This is a genomic window from Litorivita sp. NS0012-18 (genome assembly GCF_040371945.1).
In the GTDB taxonomy this organism is placed as follows: Bacteria; Pseudomonadota; Alphaproteobacteria; order Rhodobacterales; family Rhodobacteraceae; genus Litorivita.
In genome coordinates this window covers 23,436-43,851 of sequence record NZ_BAABWS010000007.1, presented here as the reverse complement: position 1 = coordinate 43,851, position 20,416 = coordinate 23,436, and the positions used below count along the sequence as shown (strand labels likewise).

Below are 20,416 nucleotides of genomic sequence, written 5' to 3'. Positions count from 1 at the left end.
CGAAATTGCGGCAACTACGGTATTGCCGACGTTGCGGCAGGCCCGCGCGCGCGCCGCGAAAATACCCGCGCGGCGCCATATTTGCGCCCTGCGCTGGGCCAAAACGGCGCGCAAGGTGCCCTTAGGTAAATCTATGGGTGATCCAATGCGCAGAGCGCTTTCACTTCTTGGTATCGGTGCTATGGCGGTTTTTGCCATCGGGATGGACGTGCGTGCGCAAATGCGTGACGCCGCCCATCTTGAAGCCCGTCTGAGCCTTTCGGATTACGCCGCTTCGATCAGCCGCCGCGCCGGATCGGTGCAGCGGGTGCAAAAGCTCGAAGTCGCGGGGTTTTTGCCCGATGCGCCCGCCGGATGGGTGCGCCGCTATTTCCAGCCTGAGGATGCCGCGCGGATGATGGGCGCAGCGCCCGCCGACATGAGCGCCGTGATCGCCGAATTTACCGCCGCCGCAGATAGCCCCGCCGCGCAGACGGTGCTCAACTATTCTGACGGGCTGCGCATGTTGAATGTGCGCATCGGCCCCGCCACCACAGGCGAGGCGATCGGCGCCGCGCCTCAGGGCGCGTTGACCGAAGTCTCGCCCGCCGAAGGATGGCCGCAAGGCTATCGCGCTTACCGCGCGCCAATCACGCCGGAACTGGAGCTTGTGGTGTTGGGAAATACATCGCGCGAGGCGGTGATGCAGTTCTGGCGCGGCGTGGACCGCGCGGCATTGGCCGCCGCCGTCATCTCGCCCGCGCCCGACTTCAGCGCCGAAGAGCAACTGGCGTTGACCCCGATGCCCGTCCTGCCCGAAGCGATGATCGTTGCCCGCGCGGAATATGACGCGGCGCGGGTTTTGTCGGCGCTCAAGGCGCAAAACCGCACGGAAAACCGCACGGCCCCGCAGATCGCCGATCCGCGCAGCGCCGGTCCCGCCGTGGTCAGCCGCTTTGACGAACGCCAGTGCCGCACCATCGGCGCGATGACCCGCTGCGCCGCGCAGCTGCGCTAGAACCTGCGCGCCGCTCGCCCGCAATGGGGTCAAAAACTTCCAAGCGTCGCATTTGACCGCTACCCTGTCGGCAGCCGAGCGCCGTTTCGCGCGCCGCTCGGCCATATCTTGGAGGGATAGATCGCAGGAGTGAGCCTCATGAAAACGCATGTCAAAGCATTGGTCGTCGGCGGGGGCGCTGTCGGCACCTCGATTGCCTATCATCTGGCGCGCGCGGGCTGGGACGATGTGATGCTCTTGGAACGCGACGAGCTGACCTCGGGCAGCACATGGCACGCGGCGGGGTTGCTGCCGCTGTTCAACATGTCGTTCGCCACCACCCATATCCACCAATACTCGGTCGAGTTTTACAAAACGCTGGAGGCGGAAACGGGTCTGAACGCGGGGTTTTCCATTGTCGGCAACCTGCGCATGGCCCAAACCAAGGCGCGCATGGACGAATATATGCTCTATGCGACCACGGCGGAAACCTGCGGCGTGCCCTATGAATGGATGACCCCCGCGCAGATGAAAGACCGCTGGCCGCTCTTGCGCACCGATGATTTGGAGGGCGCGATTTTCCACCCCACCGACGGCTATATCAACCCCGCCGATGTCACCATGGCCATGGCCAAAGGCGCGCGCCAACGCGGCGTGGTGATCGAGCGCAAATGGCAGGTCGATGCCTACGAATGGACCGGATCGGAATGGCGCGTGACCCTGACCAAGATGGTCGAAAAGGGTGGCAATCTGGTGGCCTCGGACGAGCAGCAGGTGATCACCGCCGAACATGTCGTCACCGCCACGGGCAACCACGCGCAGCGCACGGCAAACCTGCTTGGCATCAAAATCCCCGCCATCCCCGTCGAGCATCAATTCATCGTCACCGAACCTGATCCGGCCTTGGTGGAATATCGCAAGAACGGCGGGGCCGAGCACCCCGTTTTGCGCGACGCCGACGCCAAATGGTATGTGCGCGAAGAGCGCGGCGGCTGGATCCTTGGCCCCTATGAGCGCGGCGCGCCCGCGCGTTTCCAATATGGGGTGCCGGACAGTTTCCGCGCCGATCTCTTCCCCCTCGATCTGGAGCGGATCGAAGAGGAATATATGTCGATGATCCACCGCCTGCCGACCTCCGAAACCGTCGGCCTCAAGGATGATTTCAACGGCCCGATCTGCTACACGCCTGATGGCAATCCGCTCGTCGGCCCCGCGCCGGGGCTGCGCAATATGTGGCTGGCCGAAGGGTTCTCCTTTGGCATCACGGCGGCGGGCGGCACGGGCTACTACCTTGCGCAAATGATGGTGGAGGGCGAGGCCGAGATCGACATGGCCTCTCTTGATCCCAAACGCTACGGGTCGTGGATGACCACCGATTATGCGGTCGCCAAGAACGAAGAAGCCTATGAGCATGTCTTCATTCTGCACCACCCCGATGAAGAGCGCGAAGCCGCGCGGCCTTTGCGCACCTCGCCCGCCTATGACCGCCAAGCGGCCCGCGGCGCGCAGTTTGGCCAAGTCAACGGATGGGAGCGCCCGAATTACTATGCCCCTGCGGGATTTGACGATCACGCCGCGCGCAGTTTCCGGCGCGGCGGATGGTGGCAATATGCCGTTGACGAGGCCAAGGCGATCCGCGAGGGCGTCGGTCTCATTGACGCGACGGCCTTTACCAAACATGTGGTCAAAGGACCGGGCGCGACGGCGTTTCTCGATTGGTTCACCTGCAACAAATTGCCCAAAGTCGGGCGGATCAACCTGACCTATGCGCTCACGGCGGCGGGCACCACGCGCACCGAATATACCATCGTGCGGCGCGGCGAGGATGACTATTATCTCGTATCTGCAGGGGCTTGGACCGCATACGACGGCGATTTCCTGCGCAAGGCGGCCGAGGATAAGGCGGGCGAGTTTGGCTATATTGAAATTCAGGACGTGACCACGCAATACGGCGTTTTTGCCATCGCGGGGCCGAAAACGCGCGAGGTTCTGAACGCGGTGATCCGTGACGCCGATCCTGCTACGGCGCTGAGCAACAAACGCTTTCCGTGGCTTTCGGCGCGCAGGATCGAATTGGGCATGTGCCCCGTTGATGCGATCCGCGTGGCCTATACGGGCGAGCTGGGTTGGGAATTGCACCACCCGATCGAGATGCAAAACTACCTGTTTGATTTGCTCATGCGGGCGGGCGAGGCGCATGGGTTGAAGCTGGTCGGGGCGCGGGCGCAAAACTGGCTGCGCCAAGAGAAATCCTACCGCGCCTTCGGCACCGAGCTTGGCCGCGATGCGACGCCGCAAGAGGCTGATTTGCCACGCTTTATCGATCTGGGCAAAGAGTTCCACGGCAAAGAGGCGATGCTGGAGAAGGGCATTCGTTCGACATGCTGCACCCTGCTGATTGACGGGCCGCAGGACGCCGATCCATGGGGGCGCGAGGCGCTCTATCTCAATGGTGAAAAGGTCGGGCGGCTCACCTCGGGGGGCTATTCGGTGGCCTTCGGCAAGAGCATCGGCATGGGCTATTTGCCGCCCGAACTGGCGGTCGAAGGCACAAAGGTCGAGGTGAAAATGCTCAACCAGCTATGGCCCGCGATGGTCACCTGCGACAGCCCCTATGATCCGAAAAACGAGACCATCCGCAAGGACGGATAAACCCGATCACCCCAATGGCAAAAACCCCGCGCAACGCGGGGCTTTTCATTTTTTCTCACAGGCTTAGGCGGGGAGCGCGGCGCTGGGCGCGCGGCGAAAGACATAGAGCGCCCGCCCGCCGAACAGGCCCGAAAACAGCCCGAGCAGCACCGCCATTCCGGCGGCAAACCCCAGCGATCCGGCCACGTCCGGAACCACCGCAGACATGAAGCCTTGGACGAAATTGGCAAGGAAAATCAACAGCATCGCGCTCATGGTCAGCCACTCGCCGCGCAGGGTCAGGTGCGGACCGGCGCGGGCGATGAGGTAGCGGCGCTGGCGGGCGTGGCCGAAGGCGGCGCCGAGGAGGTAGGCGGCGAGGAAAAACAGCCAGATCACCTCTTGATGCGGCAACTCGCTGACCGTGCGGACCGACAGGATGCCCAGCAGCGGCAGCGCATAGACCAGCGCCACATGGGAGCTGCGGGTGCGCGAGGCGCGCAGGCCCAGCAGGACCAGAACAACAAGCAATGGCCAAGCCCAAAGAGGCGCGGCGGTGAAGATGGCGGAAGCGATTTGAGTGAGCATCACGAAGGTCCTTATCAGGTGGGTGGGGCGCCGCGTTTGCGGCCTTGCCCCTCCCTCATGACGGCCCCCGCGGCCCCTGCCTAGCGCGCTTTCGCAAAGCGGCGAAATCCTTCGCGGATGGCCGCGCGCCGCTCACGTATCGTGAATGACGCGCGGCGCGCGCTGCGGTGCGGATCACCCCTGCGCGGATAATTCGTCAAAGCATTCCAAGGCCTTACCCGCATACATCATCGCCGGTCCGCCGCCCATCTGGATGGTCATCGCCAAAACATCGCCGACCTCTTCGCGGCTGGCTCCGGCCTTGATCAACGTGTCCACATGCAGCGCGATACAGGCGTCGCAGCGGGTGGCGACGGCGATTCCGAGGGCGACGAACTCCTTGGTTTTGAAGTCCAGAACCCCGCCCTCCTTGACCGCTTTGGACAGGCCCCCAAAGGCGCGGGTGGTGTCGGGGATGGTCTTGCCTAGCCCCCGCAAACGGCCCCGCGTGCCGTTCAATGTGTCGCTCCAGCTCATGTCATGTCCTTTCGGTTTCCCGCTCCAAATCATCATTTTCCGGCGGCGGCTTTGATCTTGATCACAGTGGCGAAGGGCGGGGGGCAGGCATAGAAAAACGCGGCGTCGCGGCGCCGCAGGGGGGCGGGCGAAGGGCCAAAAACCCGCGTCGGTATCACGTCGGTATTTTGTCGGTATTGCGTCGGTGCGGTTTCGGGCGCGGCGCGCGCGCCTGCGGCGGGCCCAAAGACACGAAAAAGGCCCGCGCAAAACGGCGGGCCTTTCATGATTTGAAACGGTGCACTCAAACGTTGCGCAATCCGCCAGCGCGCGGCGCTTATTGCGGGATGTCGCCTTCGATGCCTTCGACGTAGAAATTCATCCCCGCCAAAGTGCCGTCATCGGCGGTCTCGCCCTCGGCCAGCCAATCGCTGCCATCCTGCTTTTTGAGCGGGCCGGTAAAGGGCTTGTAGTCGCCCGATGCGATGGCGTCTTTGAGCGCCAGAGCTTCGGCCTTGACCTCGGCGGGCACCTTATCGGTGATCTCGCCAATGCCGACCATGCCTTCGCGGATGCCGTCCCATGTCATGACGCTTTCCCATGTGCCGTCCATCACGGCTTTGGTGCGTTGGATGTAATAGGGCGACCAGTTGTCGATGATCGAGGAGACGCGCGGGCCATCGGCAAATTCGGCCATGTCGGAGGCTTGGCCAAATCCGATCACATTGCCCGCCGCCGCCGCCGCTGCCAAAGGCGCGGTGGAATCGGTGTGCTGCAAGATCACGTCGGCGCCTTGTTCGATCAACACTTTGGCGGCATCGGCCTCTTTGGCCGGATCAAACCATGTGTAGGCCCAAACGATTTTGAACTGCACATCGGGGTTGACCTTTTTGGCGTGGATATAGGCCGAGTTGATGCCGCGGATCACTTCGGGGATCGGGAAAGAGCCGATATAGCCGATGATATTGCTTTCGGTCATATGGCCCGCGATGATGCCTTGCACGGCGCGGCCCTCGTAGAAGCGCGCCGAATAGGTCGAGACGTTCGGCGCGGTCTTATAACCGGTGGCATGTTCGAATTTCACCTTGGGGAATTTCTTGGCCACATTGATCGTCGGGTCCATATAGCCGAACGAAGTGGTAAAGATCAGGTCGGCCCCCTCAAGCGCCATTTGCGTCATCACGCGCTCGGCGTCCGCGCCTTCGGGCACGTTTTCGACAAAGACGGTTTCAACCGCATCGCCGAATTCCTTTTCGACGGCCAAACGGCCTTGGTTGTGCTCATAGGTCCAACCGCCGTCGCCGACGGGGCCGACATAGACGAAACCCACTTTGGTTTTGTCGCTGTGGCTTTCGGCCCATGCGGCCGAGGACAGGCCAAGCGCCAAGGCGGTGGCCGCCCCTGTCAGGATATGTCTGCGTTTCATGTTTAAACTCCCTAGGTTTTTATGTGGCAGCAGTGCCTCATTGCGAGGCGTGGAAAATCCGGCCGAGCGAGGCGGGTGCCTTGCTGCGGTCCGAGGACATGATGACCAGCACGAGGATGGTGATCAGGTATGGGGACATGGAAAGGTATTCTACAGGAATGGCAAGACCCGCCGCTTGCAAGTTGAGTTGCAAGACGGTGACGCCGCCGAAAAGATAGGCGCCCAAAAGCACGCGCCACGGTTTCCAAGAGGCAAAGACCACAAGCGCCAAGGCGATCCATCCGGCCCCTGCGGTCATGCCTTCGGTCCATTGCGGCACGCGGATCAGGCTGATGTAGGCCCCGCCCAGACCGGCGCAGGCCCCGCCGAACATGATCGCCGCAATGCGGATGCGCACCACCTTATAGCCAAGCGCATGGGCCGCATCATGGCTTTCGCCCACGGCGCGCAAGATCAGCCCCGCGCGGCTGTATTTGAGCACCGCCCAAACGGCGGCGACAAGGCCAAGGGCGACATAGACCATCAGGTCATGTTGAAACAGAACCTGCCCGACAAAGGGGATGTCGGAGAGCAGCGGAATGTCGAGTTTGGGCGTCGAGACCGGTTTGAGCCCCACATAGCCTTGGCCCAGCAGCGACGACAGCCCCAGCCCGAAGAGCGTCAGGGCAAGGCCCGAGGCGACCTGATTGGCCAAGGTGAATTGCGTCAAAAAGGCAAAGAGCAACGACAACCCCGCCCCGCCAAGCGCCGCACAGGCAAAGCCGAGCGCCGGAGAGCCGGTTTCGATCGTGGCGGCAAATCCGCATATCGCGCCGGTGATCATCATGCCTTCGACGCCAAGGTTCAAAACCCCCGCCTTTTCGGTGATCAATTCGCCGATGCCCGCCAGAAGGATCGGCGTGGCCGCCACCATCAGCGAGGCCAGAAGCAGCGCGGGGTTGATTGCACTGAGGTCCATCATGCGGCTCCCTTTTGGGCAAATCGAATGCGGTAATTGGTCAAAACATCCACCGCCAGCAGGAAAAACAAAAGCATCCCCTGAAACATCTGGATCGCGGAGGCGGGCAGGCCAAGGCTGCCTTGGGCGATCTCGCCGCCGATATAGGTCAGCGCCATGAGCAGCCCCGCCAGCAAGATGCCCACCGGATGCAGCCGCCCCAAAAAGGCGACGATAATCGCGGTGAACCCGTAGCCGGTGTTGAAATCAATGCTGATCTGCCCCGCGGGGCCTGCGACTTCGAACAGCCCTGCCAGACCCGCCAAAGCCCCCGAGGTGCCAAGGCAGAACAAGATCAGCCGCGCCGGATTGACCCCTGCGAATTTCGCCGCGCGCGGGGCCTCGCCGGTGAGCCGGATGGAATAGCCAAGCAAATGCCGATTGAGCAGGATATAGGCGAAAATCACCGCGATAAAGGCAAAGACCACGCCCCAATGCATCCCCGATCCCTCGATCAGATCGGCATTATGCGCCGAGGCATAGCTTTGCAGATTGCGGCTTCCCGGAAAGCCGAAGCCTTCGGGGTTTTTCAACAATCCCAAAGACATAGAGGCCAAGAGCTGCTCGGCGACATAGACCAGCATGAGGCTGACCAAAATCTCGTTGGTGCCGAATTTCACCTTCAAAAGCGCCGGTATCATCGCCCAAAGCATCCCGCCGATGGCCCCCGCCAGCACCATGAGCGGAAAGATGATCCAGCTTTCCATCGGATAAAAGGCAAGCCCGACGCCCGCGCCGCAAATCGCCCCGACGATATATTGCCCCTCGGCGCCGATGTTCCAGATACCGGCGCGAAACCCGAGGCTCAGCCCGATGGCGATCAGCACCAAAGGCGCGCCTTTGACCAAAAGCTGCGGGCGGTAGTAAAAGGAAAACTCGCCAAAGAGCGGCTCCCAGAAAATCGTGCGGATCGCCTCCAAGGGCGCCTTGCCGAGCGCGGCAAACAAAAGCCCGCCCGCGATCATCGTCGCCACCACCGCCAGAACCGGCGTCAGATAGGCAAAGGCCTTGGACGGCTGGGGCCGTTTTTCAAGCCGAAACATGGGCCACCTCCATATCGCTCGCGCCGCCCATCATCAGGCCGATGTCTTCGATCGTCAGCCCCGCCGCCGGACGGATCGCCGTCAGCCGCCCTTCGTTGAGCGCGGCAAATGTGTCGGATATTTCCATCAACTCGTCCAGATCTTGCGAGATCACGATGATCGCCGCGCCATGGGCCGCCAGATCAAGCAAGGCCTGCCGGATCGCGGCGGCGGCAGAGGCATCCACGCCCCATGTCGGTTGGTTCACCACCAAAACCTCCGGCCGCTGCAAGACCTCGCGGCCGATGACGAATTTTTGCAAATTGCCCCCCGACAAGGCCCGCGCCGCCGTGCCCGCCGAGGGGGTGCGCACATCGAAGGTTTCGATGATCTTCTCGGCAAAGCCGCGCGCCGCGCCCCATTTGAGAAAGCCGCGCGCCAAGAGGTTCTCGCGCTCTGCCCCCGTCAATAGAGCGTTCTCCGTCAGGCTCATATCGGGGGCCGCCGCATGGCCCAAACGCTCTTCGGGCGCGGTCAGAATGCCCATGCGCCGCCGCGCTTTCGGCCCCGCCGTGCCGACCGGCGCGCCGCCAAAGCGGATCGCATCGGCGCGGCTGCGCAACTCGCCCGACAGCGCGCCCAAAAGCTCGTCCTGACCGTTGCCCGCCACCCCGCCGATGCCCAGAACCTCGCCGCGCCGCACGGCAAGATGCACATCCTTGAGCGCGGTGCCGAATTCGGAAGGCGAGGCCAAGGACAGCCCCGTGATTTCGAGCGCCACATCCCCCGCCGCGCCGCTTTGGCGTTTGGGCGCGGTGAGCGCCGTGCCGACCATCATCTCGGCCATCTGCGCGGCGCTGACCTCGCGCGGGGTGCATTCGCCGACCTTCTTGCCAAGGCGCAAAATCGTCGCCTCGTCGCATAGGGCGCGGATTTCTTCGAGCTTGTGGCTGATATAGAGAATCGCGGTGCCCTCGGCCGACAGTTTGCGCAGGGTCTGGAACAGGATCTCCACCTCCTGCGGGGTCAGAACCGAGGTCGGCTCGTCCATGATCAATAGCTTGGGATCTTGCAACAGGCAGCGGATAATCTCGACCCGCTGGCGCTCGCCCGCCGACAGATCGCCCACCGTGCGGAAGGGATCGAGCGGCAATCCGTAGGCCTCCGACACCTCGCGGATACGCGGCGCCAGATCGCGCGGCGAGGGCGGGTTTTCCATGCCAAGCGCGATGTTTTCGGCGACATTGAGCGCATCGAAAAGCGAGAAATGTTGAAACACCATCGCCACCCCCGAGGCCCGCGCCGCGCGCGGCTCGGGCGGGGCATAGGGCGCGCCGTTCAACGTCATCGCGCCTTTGTCGGGTTTGACGAGGCCATAGATCATCTTGACCAAGGTCGATTTGCCCGCGCCATTCTCGCCCAGCAAAGCATGCACCTCGCCGCGTTTGATGTCGAAAGACACATCGTCATTGGCGACCACACCCGGGTAGGCTTTGGTCAGCCCCTCGATCGAGAGCAATACCTCGCTCATGCGCAAATCTCCTTTCGCGCCGAGGCGCTTGGCGGCTGTTGCAATAATGCGCTGGCGGTGCCGACAGCAATGGCTTGGGGGTGTTTGCCAAGCTGCGGCGCGCCGATGGGGCAGGTCAGGCGGGCAATCGCCTCGGCGCTATGGCCAAGCGCGGCCAGACGGTTGCGAAACCGCGCCCATTTGCTTTTGGACCCGATCAGCCCCGCAAAACCAAAGCCGCGTATCAAAAGCGCGTGGCAGATCGCCAGATCGAGCGCATGCGAATAGGTCAGCACCAGATGCTCGGCCTCTTGCGGCGCATGGCGGGCCAATGTTTCGGGCGCGGCGGCGGGCAGGGCGGTGACGCCTTCGGGGAGCGGATCGGGAAAACGCTCGGTGCCCGTGTCGATCCATGTGATGTCGAAATCGGGCAGCGGCGCGAGCACATCCACCAAGGCGCGCCCCACATGGCCCGCGCCCCAAATCCACAGGCTGCGCTTGGGCTGTGCCAAGGGTTCGATCATCCATCCGCCGAGGTATTGCGCCCGTGGTCTTTGGCCTTGGGCGCGGGCCTCTTGCATCACGCGGCGCACCGGCAAAGGCATCTCGCCTGCGCCGCGCGCCACCGCCTCGCGCCCGTCCAATGCGGGCAGGTCGGCGGCGGTGAACAGATCGAAAAACAACTCCACCGCCCCGCCGCAGCATTGACCCAGATCGGGGCCGAGGGCCTGTGCGCTATGGCGCGGATGCGGCCCGTCGAGCGCCGCTTTCGCCGCCTCATATTCCAAAGCCCCGCCGCCGATGGTGCCTGATTGCTCCCGCCCGTGAGGCCCCTCCCACACCAGCATCGCCGCGCCGATTTCGCGCGGGGCGGAGCCGCGAACATTTGCGACGACCACCCGCGCCACCTGCGGCGCATGGGCCAGCGCCGCGCGCAGGGCGGCAAGGTCAAATCCGGTGTTATCCGCCATGGCGCTGCCCCTCGATCGTGGCCCATATCCGTTCGGGCGTGGCGGGGGCATCCATCGCCGGATAGGCGCCCCCGCCGCAGGCGCAGGAGCTCGCCACCACCGCATCGCTCATCGCCAAAAACGCCGAAATCCCGAGCATGAAGGGCGGCTCGCCCACGGCTTTGGAGCGGTAGATCGTTTCTTCGCGGTTGGGCGCATCCCACAGCGCGACGTTGAACACATCGGGGCGGTCCGACACGGCGGGGATTTTATAGGTCGAGGGCGCATGGGTTTTCAGCGCGCCTTTGTCGTCCCACACCAGCTCCTCGCAGGTCAACCATCCCGCGCCTTGCACATAGCCGCCCTCGATCTGCCCGATGTCGAGCGCGGGGTTGAGGCTGCGGCCTGCGTCATGCACGATATCGGCGCGTAAAATGCGGTTCTCGCCGGTCAATGTGTCGATGGCGACCTCGGTGATGGCCGCGCCATAGGCGAAATAGAAAAACGGGCGCCCCTCGCCTTTGATCCGGTCCCACGCGACTTTGGGCGTGGCATAAAACCCCGTGGCCGAGAGGCTGACCCGCGCCTCATAGGCCGATTTCGCCGCCTCGGCGAAGGGCAGGGCCGTCTCGCCCGCCGTCACCATACCGCCGTCGAAGCGCACGTCCGAGACCGCGCAATTGTGGCGCTCGGCCAGATGCTCGGCCATACGTGTGCGTATGTTGTCGCAAGCCGCCCTGACCGCCATCCCGTTCAGATCGCTGCCCGAAGAGGCCGCCGTGGCCGATGTATTGGGCACTTTTCCGGTGTCCGTCGCGGTGATCTTGACCGCCTCCATCCCGACGCCAAAGCGCGCGGCGGCGACTTGCGCGACCTTTTGAAACAGCCCTTGGCCCATCTCGGTGCCGCCGTGGTTCAAATGCACCGATCCGTCTTGATAGACATGCACCAAGGCCCCCGCCTGATTGAGATGGGTGAGGGTAAAGGAGATGCCGAATTTCACCGGCGAGAACCCGATGCCGCGTTTGATCGTGGGATGGGCGGCGTTCCATGCGGCCGCCGCATCGCGGCGGGCGGCGTAATCGGCGCTATGCAGCAAATGCTCGGTCATCTCGTGCAAGATGAAATCTTCGACCTCTTGGCCGTAGGGCGTGGTTTGCCGCGCGTGCGCCGATGCGGGCGCATAATAGTTGCGGCGGCGCAGATCGACCGGATCGATCCCCAGCACATGCGCGCCGTGGTCCATCACCCGTTCGATCCCCAATACCCCCTGCGGTCCGCCAAAGCCGCGATAGGCGGTGGCCGATTGCATATTGGTGCGCAAACGGTGGCTTTCGATGCGGATATGGGGGATGTGATAGGCGTTGTCGGCATGCAGCATGGCGCGATCCGCCACAGGCAGCGACAGATCCTGCGCCCAGCCGCAGCGGGTATATTGCCCGAAGCTCACCCCCGCCAGCAGGCCGTTTGCGTCAAATCCCGCGCGGTAGGTGATGCGAAAATCATGGCGTTTGCCGGTGATGATCATATCGTCATCGCGGTCATAGCGCATCTTGCACGGCCGCCCTAATGCCCGCGCCGCCACGGCGCAGATCACCGCCAAAGCATTGCCTTGGCTTTCTTTTCCGCCAAATCCGCCGCCCATGCGCCGCGTCTCGACCCGCACCGCATGCATCGGCGCGCCGATGGCTTCGGCGACTTTATGCTGGATCTCGCTCGGGTGCTGGGTCGAGCTATGCACCACCATATCGCCGCCCTCTTGCGGCAGGGCGAGCGCGGCTTGCCCCTCGAGGTAGAAATGCTCCTGCCCGCCCATCTCGATGCGGCCTTCGATCACATGCGCCGCGCCGTCGATCGCCGCCTGCGCATCGCCCTTGGCGTAGATGCGCGGCCCCTCTTCGAAGCGCGCACCGGCGGCGAGGGCCTCGTCGATGGTCAGGATCGGTGTTTCCTCGCGGTAGGCGATACGGGCCAGCCGCGCCGCCTTGCGCGCCAAAAGATGGCTGGTCGCGACCACGGCAAAGACCGGCTGGCCGATGTAATGCACGCTGCCATCGCTGAGCAGCGGTTCGTCATGGGCCGAGGGCGAGACATCATTGGCAAAGGGCAGGTCATCGGCCGTCAGAACCGCCACGACGCCAGCGGCGGCGCGCACCGCGCCAAGGTCCATTTCGGTGATCTGCCCGCGCGCCACTTCGGACAGGCCAAAGGCGATATGCAGGGTGCCTGCGGGCGTCGGGATATCGTCGACATAGCGCGCCGCGCCCGTGACATGCAAAGCGGCGGCGTCATGGGGCAGGGGTTTATGCGGCAGGGCGGAGTGATCGGTGCTCATGCGCTCACCTGCGTCAAAAGGGGGCTGTCGCCGCGATCTTCGAGCCAATAGCGCCAGAGCATATTTTGCGCCGCCCCCATACGGTAGCGTTCGGAGGCGCGCGCATCGCTCATCGGGGTGTAATCTTGCGCCATTGCCGCCATGGCGGCGCGCAGGGTCTGCGCGCTCCAAGGCGCGCCAATGAGCGCGGCTTCGGCGGCGGCGGCGCGTTTGGGCGTGCCCGCCATGCCGCCAAAGGCGATGCGGGCGGCGCTCACCACGCCGCGCTCTAGGGTGATATTGAACGCGCCGCAGACCGCCGAGATATCCTGATCAAAGCGTTTGGACAGTTTGTAAACCTTGAGCCTGTCCGCCTGTTTCGGCACCGTTACCGCCTCGACAAATTCGCCCGCCGCGCGGTCCTGTTTGCCATAGTCGATAAAGAAATCCTCCAGCGCGATCTCGCGCCGCGCCGCGCCCTTGCGCAGATGCAGCCGCGCGCCAAGCGCGATCAGCGGCGGCGGCCCGTCCCCGATGGGCGAGCCATTGGCGATATTGCCGCCCAATGTCGCCGCGCCGCGCACCTGCGCCGACCCGTAGCGGCGCAGCATCGCGCCAAAAGACGGGTGCAAACGGTCCATCACGGGGATCAGATCGGCAATGCGCACCCCCGCCCCGATGCGCAGGGTGTCCTCGGTTTCCTCGATCCCTTGCAGATCGCTGCACAGGTGCAAGAAGGCGGCGCTTTTGATCTCGCGCAGGGCCTTGGTGATCCAAAGGCCCACATCCGTCGCCCCCGCGATCAATGTCGCATCGGGATGGGCGAGATACCACGCGGCCAGATCATCGGCGCTGCGCGGCAAGGCCACATCGCCGCCCATATCGCCCGCCTGCGGCGGGGCAGGCGGCGCGGGCAGGGCGGGCAGGTCATCCTCGATCCACGCGGGGACGGGCGCGGCGGCGGCGGCCTTGGCGGCGCGGATGATCGGCGCATAGCCGGTGCAACGGCACAGGTTGCCGGCCAGAGCCGTGTCGAAATCCGTCTCGCCATTGCGATGCGCCACCGCCATCGAGGCAATGAACCCCGGCGTGCAGAACCCGCATTGCGAGCCGTGATGGGCGACCATCGCCTCTTGCACCGGATGCAATGCGCCATCCGGCGCGCTGATGCCCTCGACGGTGCGGATGGATTTGCCGTGTAGCTGCGGCAAGAGCAAGATACAGGCGTTGAGCGCGCGCGCGCCGCCCTCGTCGCGCACCATCACGGTGCAGGCGCCGCAATCACCCTCGTTGCAGCCCTCTTTGGTTCCGGTCAACCCGCGCGTCTCGCGCAGCCAGTCAAGCAGGGTGGCCATCGGCGCCACCTTCTTGATCGACACGCTCTCTCCGTTGAGAAGAAAGGTGATATCCATATATGTAAAACCTGCCGCCTTACCGATGATCGTGACCCCGTGCCTGTCTTCGATGCGACGTAGAAAACAGACGGCCTTTGCCAGCCTCTCCCAAGGCCTCGCATAGATAAGCACATCAAAACGCCGTGCGGCAAGAAAAACCCGCGAGGGGTTCGCCGCGAGAATGGGCGTATGCCTGCTTTTTGGGCGGCCATATCGGCGGCGGCGCGCCCTGTTTTTGATCTGGGCCAAAGACCTCGGGGCGGGGCAGAGGCACAATTGCGCTATGAGAATCGCGGCGCTGATCATATCGGTTTTGGCCCTGCTGGTCGGGGCAGCTTTGGCTTTCGGGCTATGGCGCACCGGTGTTTTGACGCGCGGGTTGCGCGCGCGCATGGCGGCGGCCGAGGCGGCGACCCTGCCCGCCGCGCAGGCCCTGCCGCCGCAAATCCGCGATTGGGCGATCCGCAGCGGCGCGCTGACGGGCCATCGCCGCGTCCTGTTGCACCAAGAGGCGCAGATGGAGCTGCAACCCGATGCGGGGTGGAAGGCGATCACGGCGGAGCAAGAGATCTCGCTCACCTCGCTGGGATTTTTGTGGCGCGCGCGCCAAGGCGGCATCGGGCCGCTGCCCTTGGTCGCCGTGACCGACAGCTACACGCACGGCGAGGGAGTGCTGAGCGTGCGGCTTCTGGGCGCCTTCCCAGTGGTGACGGCGCGCGGCGCGCAGATCGATCTGGCCGAGGCGATGCGCTATCTGGCCGAACTGCCTTGGGCGCCCGATGCCGTGCTCTCCAACGGCGATCTGCGCTGGCAGGTTTTGCAGGCGGGGCGCTGGCAGGTCAGCGCCCCGAACGGCGCCGCCGTGACCTTTACGGTGAGGGATGGCGATCTGGTGAAAATGCAGGCCGCAGCGCGCCCCGCAACCGACCCGTCGGGCCAGCCCGCCACCTATGATTGGGAGGGCCGTTTCAGCGATTTTGAGACCGTCGCAGGGCGCCGCATCCCTTTGGCGGGCGAGGTCGGATATATCCGCGAGGGCCGATATGTGCCCTATTTTCGCGGGCGCATCACGAAATATCGCGTCGAATAGGGCGCGCGCTCTTTCCCGCCGCGCACGGCTTCGTTAGGCTGCGCGGTATGAGTGACCCCCGATTCATCCACCTGCGCGTCCATACCGAATATTCGCTTCTCGAAGGGGCGATGCGGATGAAAAAATTGCCTGCCCTGTGCAGTGATATGGACATGCCTGCGGTGGCGGTGACCGATACCAACAACATGTTCGCCGCGCTGGAATTTGCGGTGACGGCGGGCGGGGCAGGGGTGCAACCGATCCAAGGCTGCCAAGTCGATGTCGCCTATCACGAGGCTGCCCCCGGCGAGAAAGAGCGCGATCCGGCGGCTTTGGTCCTGCTGGCGCAAAACGAGGCCGGATACGAGAACCTGATGCGGCTCAACACCTGCCTTTACGTCGATAAGGGCGGGCAATTGCCGCAGGTCACATTGGCCGAGCTTGAGGCCAATAGCGCGGGGCTGATCTGCCTGACCGGCGGGCCGGACGGGCCTGTGGGCCGCTATTTTCAAGCGGGGCAGCGCCCTGCCGCCGAAGCCTTGATGCAGCGTCTGGCGCGCGCCTATCCGGATCGGCTTTACGTCGAATTGCAGCGCCACCCCGTCGATGGCGGATTGCCCGAGGCGGAAAAATCCACCGAGCGCGGGTTTTTGGAAATGGCCTATGCGATGGACCTGCCGATTGTGGCGACCAATGATGTCTATTTCCCCAAAACCGAAATGTATGAGGCCCATGATGCGTTGATCTGCATCGCCGAAGGGGCCTATGTCGATCAACAAGAACCGCGCCGCCGCCTGACCCCGCAGCATTACTTCAAGTCGCAGCAAGAGATGATCACCCTCTTTGCCGACCTGCCCGAAGCCATTGAAAACACGATTGAAATCGCCAAGCGCTGCGCCTTTGGTGCCTATCGGCGCGATCCGATCTTGCCCAAATTCGCCGATGACGAGGTGCAAGAATTGCGCCGTCAGGCCAATGAGGGCCTGCAAGCGCGCCTTGCGGTGATCCCCCATGCCGATACGGTCGAGGCCTATCAGGAACGGCTCGATTTCGAGCTGGATATCATCGAGGGCATGGGCTTTCCGGGTTACTTCCTGATCGTTGCGGATTTCATCAAATGGGCCAAGGATCACGATATTCCCGTGGGTCCGGGGCGCGGGTCGGGCGCGGGCAGCCTTGTCGCCTATGCGCTCACGGTGACCGACCTTGACCCGTTGCGCTACAGCCTGCTGTTCGAACGCTTCCTCAATCCCGAACGGGTGTCGATGCCCGATTTCGACATCGATTTTTGCATGGACCGCCGCGAAGAGGTGATCCGCTATGTGCAAGAGAAATACGGCCGCGACAAAGTCGGGCAGATCATCACCTTTGGCGCGCTCTTGTCCAAAGCCGCCGTGCGCGACATCGGCCGCGTGTTGCAAATGCCCTACGGGCAGGTCGACCGCCTGTCCAAAATGATCCCCGTCGAGGGGGTCAAACCCGTCAGCATCGAGCAAGCCTTGGCGCAAGAGGAACGCCTGCGCGAGGAGGCGAAAAACGAAGAGGTCGTGGACCGGCTCTTGAAATACGGGATGCAGGTCGAGGGGCTCTTGCGCAATGCCTCGACCCACGCGGCGGGCGTGGTGATCGGGGACCGGCGTCTGGACGCTTTGGTGCCGCTTTATCAAGACCCGCGCTCGGACATGCCCGCGACGCAATTCAACATGAAATGGGTCGAACAGGCGGGGTTGGTGAAATTCGACTTTCTCGGCCTCAAAACCCTGACGGTGATCAAGAACGCGATCGAGCAAATCCACCGCGGCGGGCGCGATTTGCATGTTTCGGCGGACGGGCGGCAGCTTTATGAACCCGCCGAGGGGGCCGAGAACGACATCGGCCATATCCCGCTCGACGACGAACCGACCTACAAGCTTTACGCCAGCGCAAAAACCGTGGCGGTGTTTCAGGTGGAATCCACCGGCATGATGGACGCGCTCAAGCGGATGAAGCCGACCTGTATCGAGGATATCGTCGCCCTCGTGGCGCTCTATCGCCCCGGTCCGATGGAGAACATCCCGACCTATTGCGAGGTCAAGAACGGCCTCAAGGAAATCGAATCCGTCCACCCGTTGATCGACCATATTCTTGAAGAAACCCAAGGGATTATCGTCTATCAAGAACAGGTGATGCAGATTGCGCAGGTGATGGCGGGATACTCGCTTGGCGGCGCCGACCTGCTGCGCCGCGCCATGGGCAAAAAGATCAAAGAGGCGATGGACGCCGAGCGCCCGAAGTTCGAAAAAGGCGCGGCCGAGAACGGCGTGCCTGCCAAAAAGGCGTCGGAAGTTTTCGACCTTTTGGAGAAATTCGCCAACTACGGTTTCAACAAATCCCACGCCGCTGCCTATGCCGTGGTCAGCTATCAAACCGCATGGCTCAAGGCCAATCATCCGGTCGAATTCATGGCCGGTGTGATGAATTGCGATATCCATCTGACCGACAAATTGGCCGTCTATTTCGAAGAGGTGCGCAAGCGGCTCGAATTGCCCTATGTTCCGCCCTGCGTGAACCGCTCGGATGCGACCTTCAAGGTTGAACAGGGCGCTTTGGTCTATGCGCTGGGCGCGCTCAAAAACGTCGGGGTCGAGGCGATGCGCCTGATCACCGAGGGGCGCAAGGTGGACGGCGCCGACAAACCCTTTGCCACGCTGTTCGATCTGGCCCGCCGCGTCGATTTGAAACGCGTCGGCAAGCGGCCCTTGGAGATGCTGGCGCGTTCGGGCGCCTTTGACGAGCTGGACAAAAACCGCCGCCGCGTCTTTGACAGCCTTGATGCGCTGGTCGCCTATTCCGCCGCGATCCACGAGCAAAAAAGCTCCAATCAGGTCTCCTTGTTCGGCGAGGCGGGCGATGATTTGCCCGAACCGCGCATCGCGCCGGTCAATGACTGGATGCCCGCCGAACGCTTGGGCGAAGAGTTCAAGGCCATCGGCTTCTACCTCTCGGGCCATCCGCTCGACGACTATATGGTGCCGCTCAAACGCAAGGGGGTTTTGACCCTCGACGAGGTCACCGCCAAGGCCGAGGGCGGCCCGTTCATCGCCAAACTGGCGGGCATCGTGGCGGGGCGCCAAGAGCGCAAATCCGCGCGCGGCAACCGTTTCGCCTTTGCCCAGCTCAGCGACACCACCGGCGCCTATGAGGTCACGATTTTCTCTGACACGTTGGAAAAATGCCGCGATCACATCGAAACCGGCATGAAGGTCGTCGTCACCGCCGAGGCAACGATGGAGAGCGACCAGCTTAAATTGCTGGCCCGTTCCATCGCGCCCATCGACGGGGTGGTGGCCGATGCGGGGGCGGTGGGGCTCAAGATTTTCGTCGAGGATGCGGCGGCGGTCTCCTCGGTCGCATCTGTGCTCGACGGGGCGGCGCAAAGCGTCAAATCCGGCGGGCGCGGGCCGATCTATTTTTGCCTGATGGATCCGGCCCTGCCGGGCGAGGTCGAGGTCGACACAGGCCGCGAATACCCCGTCACCCCGCAAATCAAGGGCGCGATCAAAAGCCTCGACGGGGTGATCGAGGTCGAAGAGGTCTGACTTTGCGCTATGCGCCGCTGATAGGCGAATGGCCTATAGCCGCGCGGCGCAAGTTTTTGTAAACCCTGTGTCATGCGAGGATCAGGGGATGGGTCAAAGGCGTGGAAAGACAGAGCATTCATAAACGGCATATGATCATGGCGGCGGCGCTTTTGGCCTTGGCCGGATGCGGCGATCCGATCGATAAAATGCCGCGCCTGTCGCAGGTGCCCTTGGCCGAGGATGCGCCGCAAGCCGAAGCCATGGCTGCCCCCGCCGAGCTTGCTCCGCAAGAGGCGGACGAAGGCCTGTTTGCGCGCCTGTTGCGCAAGAAAGCCCCCGCCGCAGTCCCCACAGCCCCCGAAGTTTCCGCGCCCGCGCAAGACCTGCCGCCGCCAGACGCGCAAAGCGACCCAGTGGCCGAGGCGCAAAGCGACCCACTGGCACAGGCGCAAAGCGCAGCAATGGCCGAGACGCAAAGCGCCCCGCCGCCCGAGGAGGCCGCCCCCGCAAGACGCGGGATTTTCGCGGCTTTGGGATTGGGCCGCAAAGCGCCCGAAGCGCAGCCGGAGCCGCCCGTCGCCGCAGCGCTGGCCGCGCCCGATCCGGCAGCGCAAGCCGCGCCCCAACCCGCCGCGCCGGATACTGCCGCAGCCACGCCCGCGCCCGCGCTCGCACCCGCCCTCGCATCTACCCCGCCCGAGAGCGCCAAACCCGCCCGCAAGGGGCTGGCGGCCTTGTTCAAGCGCAATCGCAACACCGGTGCGGGCGGGCAGGAGGCGCCGCTGACCTTGGCCGCCGTGCCGCCCGCACTCGCCGCCGCCCCGCAAGCGGACACGCCATCGGGCAAGGCATCCGCCGCACCCTCCGCCGAGGCGCTGGGCGATACCCCTGCCGCCGCGCCGCGCAAAGGCGGCGGGTTCTTCGGTAAACTTGCCGCCGCCAAGTCCGCCGCCCCGCGCCGCGCAAACGGCCCCGACGCCTTGGCCGTCGCCTATGGCACGCAGCTGCCCTACGGCGAGATCGCCCATATTTGCAACCTGCCGACCTCGGCGATGGGCAAGGAGGTCGCCAGCTATCCCGAGCGGCGCGCCAAATACCGGCTCTACGACAGCCTGCCCGGCCATACCACCGCCCATACGTTCTATATGACCGGCTTTGCCGATGGCTGCGCGCGCCAGTTCACCGCCGCTTTGGCGGTTTTTGGCTCGGCCTCGATGTATGAACGGTTGCAATATCTGCTCCCCGCCAAACAGCGCCAGAAAGGCGCAGCGGATCAGGCCTATGAAAAGGTGAAATCCAAGGTCTGCGGCGCGCCGCGCGGCAAACCTTGCGGCAATAAAATCGGCATGCTGGAGCGCGATACGGTCTTTGTCTCGGTCTATGAGCGATATGGCGATAACGCGCGCTGGACGAATCTGTTGCTCCATGACGGGGCGGTGCTGGCCAAGGATATCAAAGCGCCCTGAGCGCCCGAGAGACGCGAG

General features: G+C 63.8%; 14 protein-coding genes. 5 read left to right on the top strand and 9 right to left on the bottom strand.

The genetic code is table 11. From position 1 onward, the window contains the following. Positions 1-181: 181 nt before the first annotated feature. Positions 182-997 carry a hypothetical protein gene (locus ABWV64_RS15590; protein ID WP_353346945.1) on the top strand — a complete coding sequence of 272 codons (816 nt, stop codon included), beginning with the start codon at positions 182-184 and terminating at the stop codon, positions 995-997. A gap of 138 nt (positions 998-1,135) precedes the next feature. Beyond that, on the top strand, positions 1,136-3,628 hold the full coding sequence (locus ABWV64_RS15585; protein WP_353346943.1) for a GcvT family protein: 2,493 nt from the start codon (positions 1,136-1,138) through the stop codon (positions 3,626-3,628). Between the two features lie 63 nt (positions 3,629-3,691). Here ABWV64_RS15585 and ABWV64_RS15580 read toward each other — a convergent pair whose 3' ends face one another. From ABWV64_RS15580 to xdhA, 9 genes are all read right to left on the bottom strand, one after another. Further along, on the bottom strand, positions 3,692-4,195 hold the full coding sequence (locus ABWV64_RS15580; protein ID WP_353346941.1) for a hypothetical protein: 504 nt from the start codon (positions 4,193-4,195) through the stop codon (positions 3,692-3,694). A gap of 174 nt (positions 4,196-4,369) precedes the next feature. Beyond that, entirely contained in the window at positions 4,370-4,711 is a 342-nt protein-coding gene (locus ABWV64_RS15575; RefSeq protein WP_353346939.1) for a carboxymuconolactone decarboxylase family protein, read from the bottom strand. A gap of 316 nt (positions 4,712-5,027) precedes the next feature. Further along, positions 5,028-6,116 carry a BMP family ABC transporter substrate-binding protein gene (locus ABWV64_RS15570; RefSeq protein ID WP_353346937.1) on the bottom strand — a complete coding sequence of 363 codons (1,089 nt, stop codon included), beginning with the start codon at positions 6,114-6,116 and terminating at the stop codon, positions 5,028-5,030. 37 nt (positions 6,117-6,153) lie between these two features. Next, positions 6,154-7,074: an ABC transporter permease gene (locus ABWV64_RS15565; protein WP_353346935.1), complete on the bottom strand. Its 921-nt coding sequence runs from the start codon at positions 7,072-7,074 to the stop codon at positions 6,154-6,156. After that, positions 7,074-8,156 carry an ABC transporter permease gene (locus ABWV64_RS15560; RefSeq protein WP_353346933.1) on the bottom strand — a complete coding sequence of 361 codons (1,083 nt, stop codon included), beginning with the start codon at positions 8,154-8,156 and terminating at the stop codon, positions 7,074-7,076. Before ABWV64_RS15560 ends, ABWV64_RS15565 begins: the two co-directional genes overlap by 1 nt. Beyond that, entirely contained in the window at positions 8,143-9,666 is a 1,524-nt protein-coding gene (locus ABWV64_RS15555; RefSeq protein WP_353346931.1) for an ABC transporter ATP-binding protein, read from the bottom strand. Before ABWV64_RS15555 ends, ABWV64_RS15560 begins: the two co-directional genes overlap by 14 nt. Beyond that, positions 9,663-10,616 carry a xanthine dehydrogenase accessory protein XdhC gene (gene xdhC / locus ABWV64_RS15550; protein ID WP_353346929.1) on the bottom strand — a complete coding sequence of 318 codons (954 nt, stop codon included), beginning with the start codon at positions 10,614-10,616 and terminating at the stop codon, positions 9,663-9,665. Before xdhC ends, ABWV64_RS15555 begins: the two co-directional genes overlap by 4 nt. Next, positions 10,606-12,930 (bottom strand): xanthine dehydrogenase molybdopterin binding subunit, encoded by a 2,325-nt coding sequence (xdhB, locus tag ABWV64_RS15545; RefSeq protein ID WP_353346927.1) that lies wholly within the window; start codon positions 12,928-12,930, stop codon positions 10,606-10,608. Before xdhB ends, xdhC begins: the two co-directional genes overlap by 11 nt. Then, positions 12,927-14,321 carry a xanthine dehydrogenase small subunit gene (gene xdhA, locus ABWV64_RS15540; protein ID WP_353346925.1) on the bottom strand — a complete coding sequence of 465 codons (1,395 nt, stop codon included), beginning with the start codon at positions 14,319-14,321 and terminating at the stop codon, positions 12,927-12,929. The genes xdhB and xdhA overlap by 4 nt, the downstream gene beginning before the upstream one ends. Before the next feature lie 265 nt (positions 14,322-14,586). Here xdhA and ABWV64_RS15535 point away from each other — a divergent pair, with 265 nt between their 5' ends. The 3 genes from ABWV64_RS15535 to ABWV64_RS15525 all read left to right on the top strand — a co-directional run bounded on the left by ABWV64_RS15535 (position 14,587) and on the right by ABWV64_RS15525 (position 20,398). Further along, a complete protein-coding gene (locus ABWV64_RS15535; protein WP_353346923.1) occupies positions 14,587-15,393 on the top strand; it encodes a DUF6544 family protein in 807 nt (268 codons plus the stop codon). A 47-nt stretch (positions 15,394-15,440) separates the two neighbouring features. Next, positions 15,441-18,950 (top strand): DNA polymerase III subunit alpha, encoded by a 3,510-nt coding sequence (gene dnaE / locus ABWV64_RS15530; RefSeq protein ID WP_353346921.1) that lies wholly within the window; start codon positions 15,441-15,443, stop codon positions 18,948-18,950. Between the two features lie 101 nt (positions 18,951-19,051). Further along, entirely contained in the window at positions 19,052-20,398 is a 1,347-nt protein-coding gene (locus tag ABWV64_RS15525; RefSeq protein WP_353346919.1) for a hypothetical protein, read from the top strand. Positions 20,399-20,416 lie beyond the last annotated feature (18 nt).

Bases quoted from the DNA above. Each gene is read 5' to 3' on its own strand.
- ABWV64_RS15590 (WP_353346945.1), top strand. From the start codon at position 182: ATGGCGGTTTTTGCCATCGGGATGGACGTGCGTGCGCAAATGCGTGAC.
- ABWV64_RS15585 (WP_353346943.1), top strand. From the start codon at position 1,136: ATGAAAACGCATGTCAAAGCATTGGTCGTCGGCGGGGGCGCTGTCGGC.
- ABWV64_RS15580 (WP_353346941.1), bottom strand. From the start codon at position 4,195: ATGCTCACTCAAATCGCTTCCGCCATCTTCACCGCCGCGCCTCTTTGG.
- ABWV64_RS15575 (WP_353346939.1), bottom strand. From the start codon at position 4,711: ATGAGCTGGAGCGACACATTGAACGGCACGCGGGGCCGTTTGCGGGGG.
- ABWV64_RS15570 (WP_353346937.1), bottom strand. From the start codon at position 6,116: ATGAAACGCAGACATATCCTGACAGGGGCGGCCACCGCCTTGGCGCTT.
- ABWV64_RS15565 (WP_353346935.1), bottom strand. From the start codon at position 7,074: ATGGACCTCAGTGCAATCAACCCCGCGCTGCTTCTGGCCTCGCTGATG.
- ABWV64_RS15560 (WP_353346933.1), bottom strand. From the start codon at position 8,156: ATGTTTCGGCTTGAAAAACGGCCCCAGCCGTCCAAGGCCTTTGCCTAT.
- ABWV64_RS15555 (WP_353346931.1), bottom strand. From the start codon at position 9,666: ATGAGCGAGGTATTGCTCTCGATCGAGGGGCTGACCAAAGCCTACCCG.
- xdhC (WP_353346929.1), bottom strand. From the start codon at position 10,616: ATGGCGGATAACACCGGATTTGACCTTGCCGCCCTGCGCGCGGCGCTG.
- xdhB (WP_353346927.1), bottom strand. From the start codon at position 12,930: ATGAGCACCGATCACTCCGCCCTGCCGCATAAACCCCTGCCCCATGAC.
- xdhA (WP_353346925.1), bottom strand. From the start codon at position 14,321: ATGGATATCACCTTTCTTCTCAACGGAGAGAGCGTGTCGATCAAGAAG.
- ABWV64_RS15535 (WP_353346923.1), top strand. From the start codon at position 14,587: ATGAGAATCGCGGCGCTGATCATATCGGTTTTGGCCCTGCTGGTCGGG.
- dnaE (WP_353346921.1), top strand. From the start codon at position 15,441: ATGAGTGACCCCCGATTCATCCACCTGCGCGTCCATACCGAATATTCG.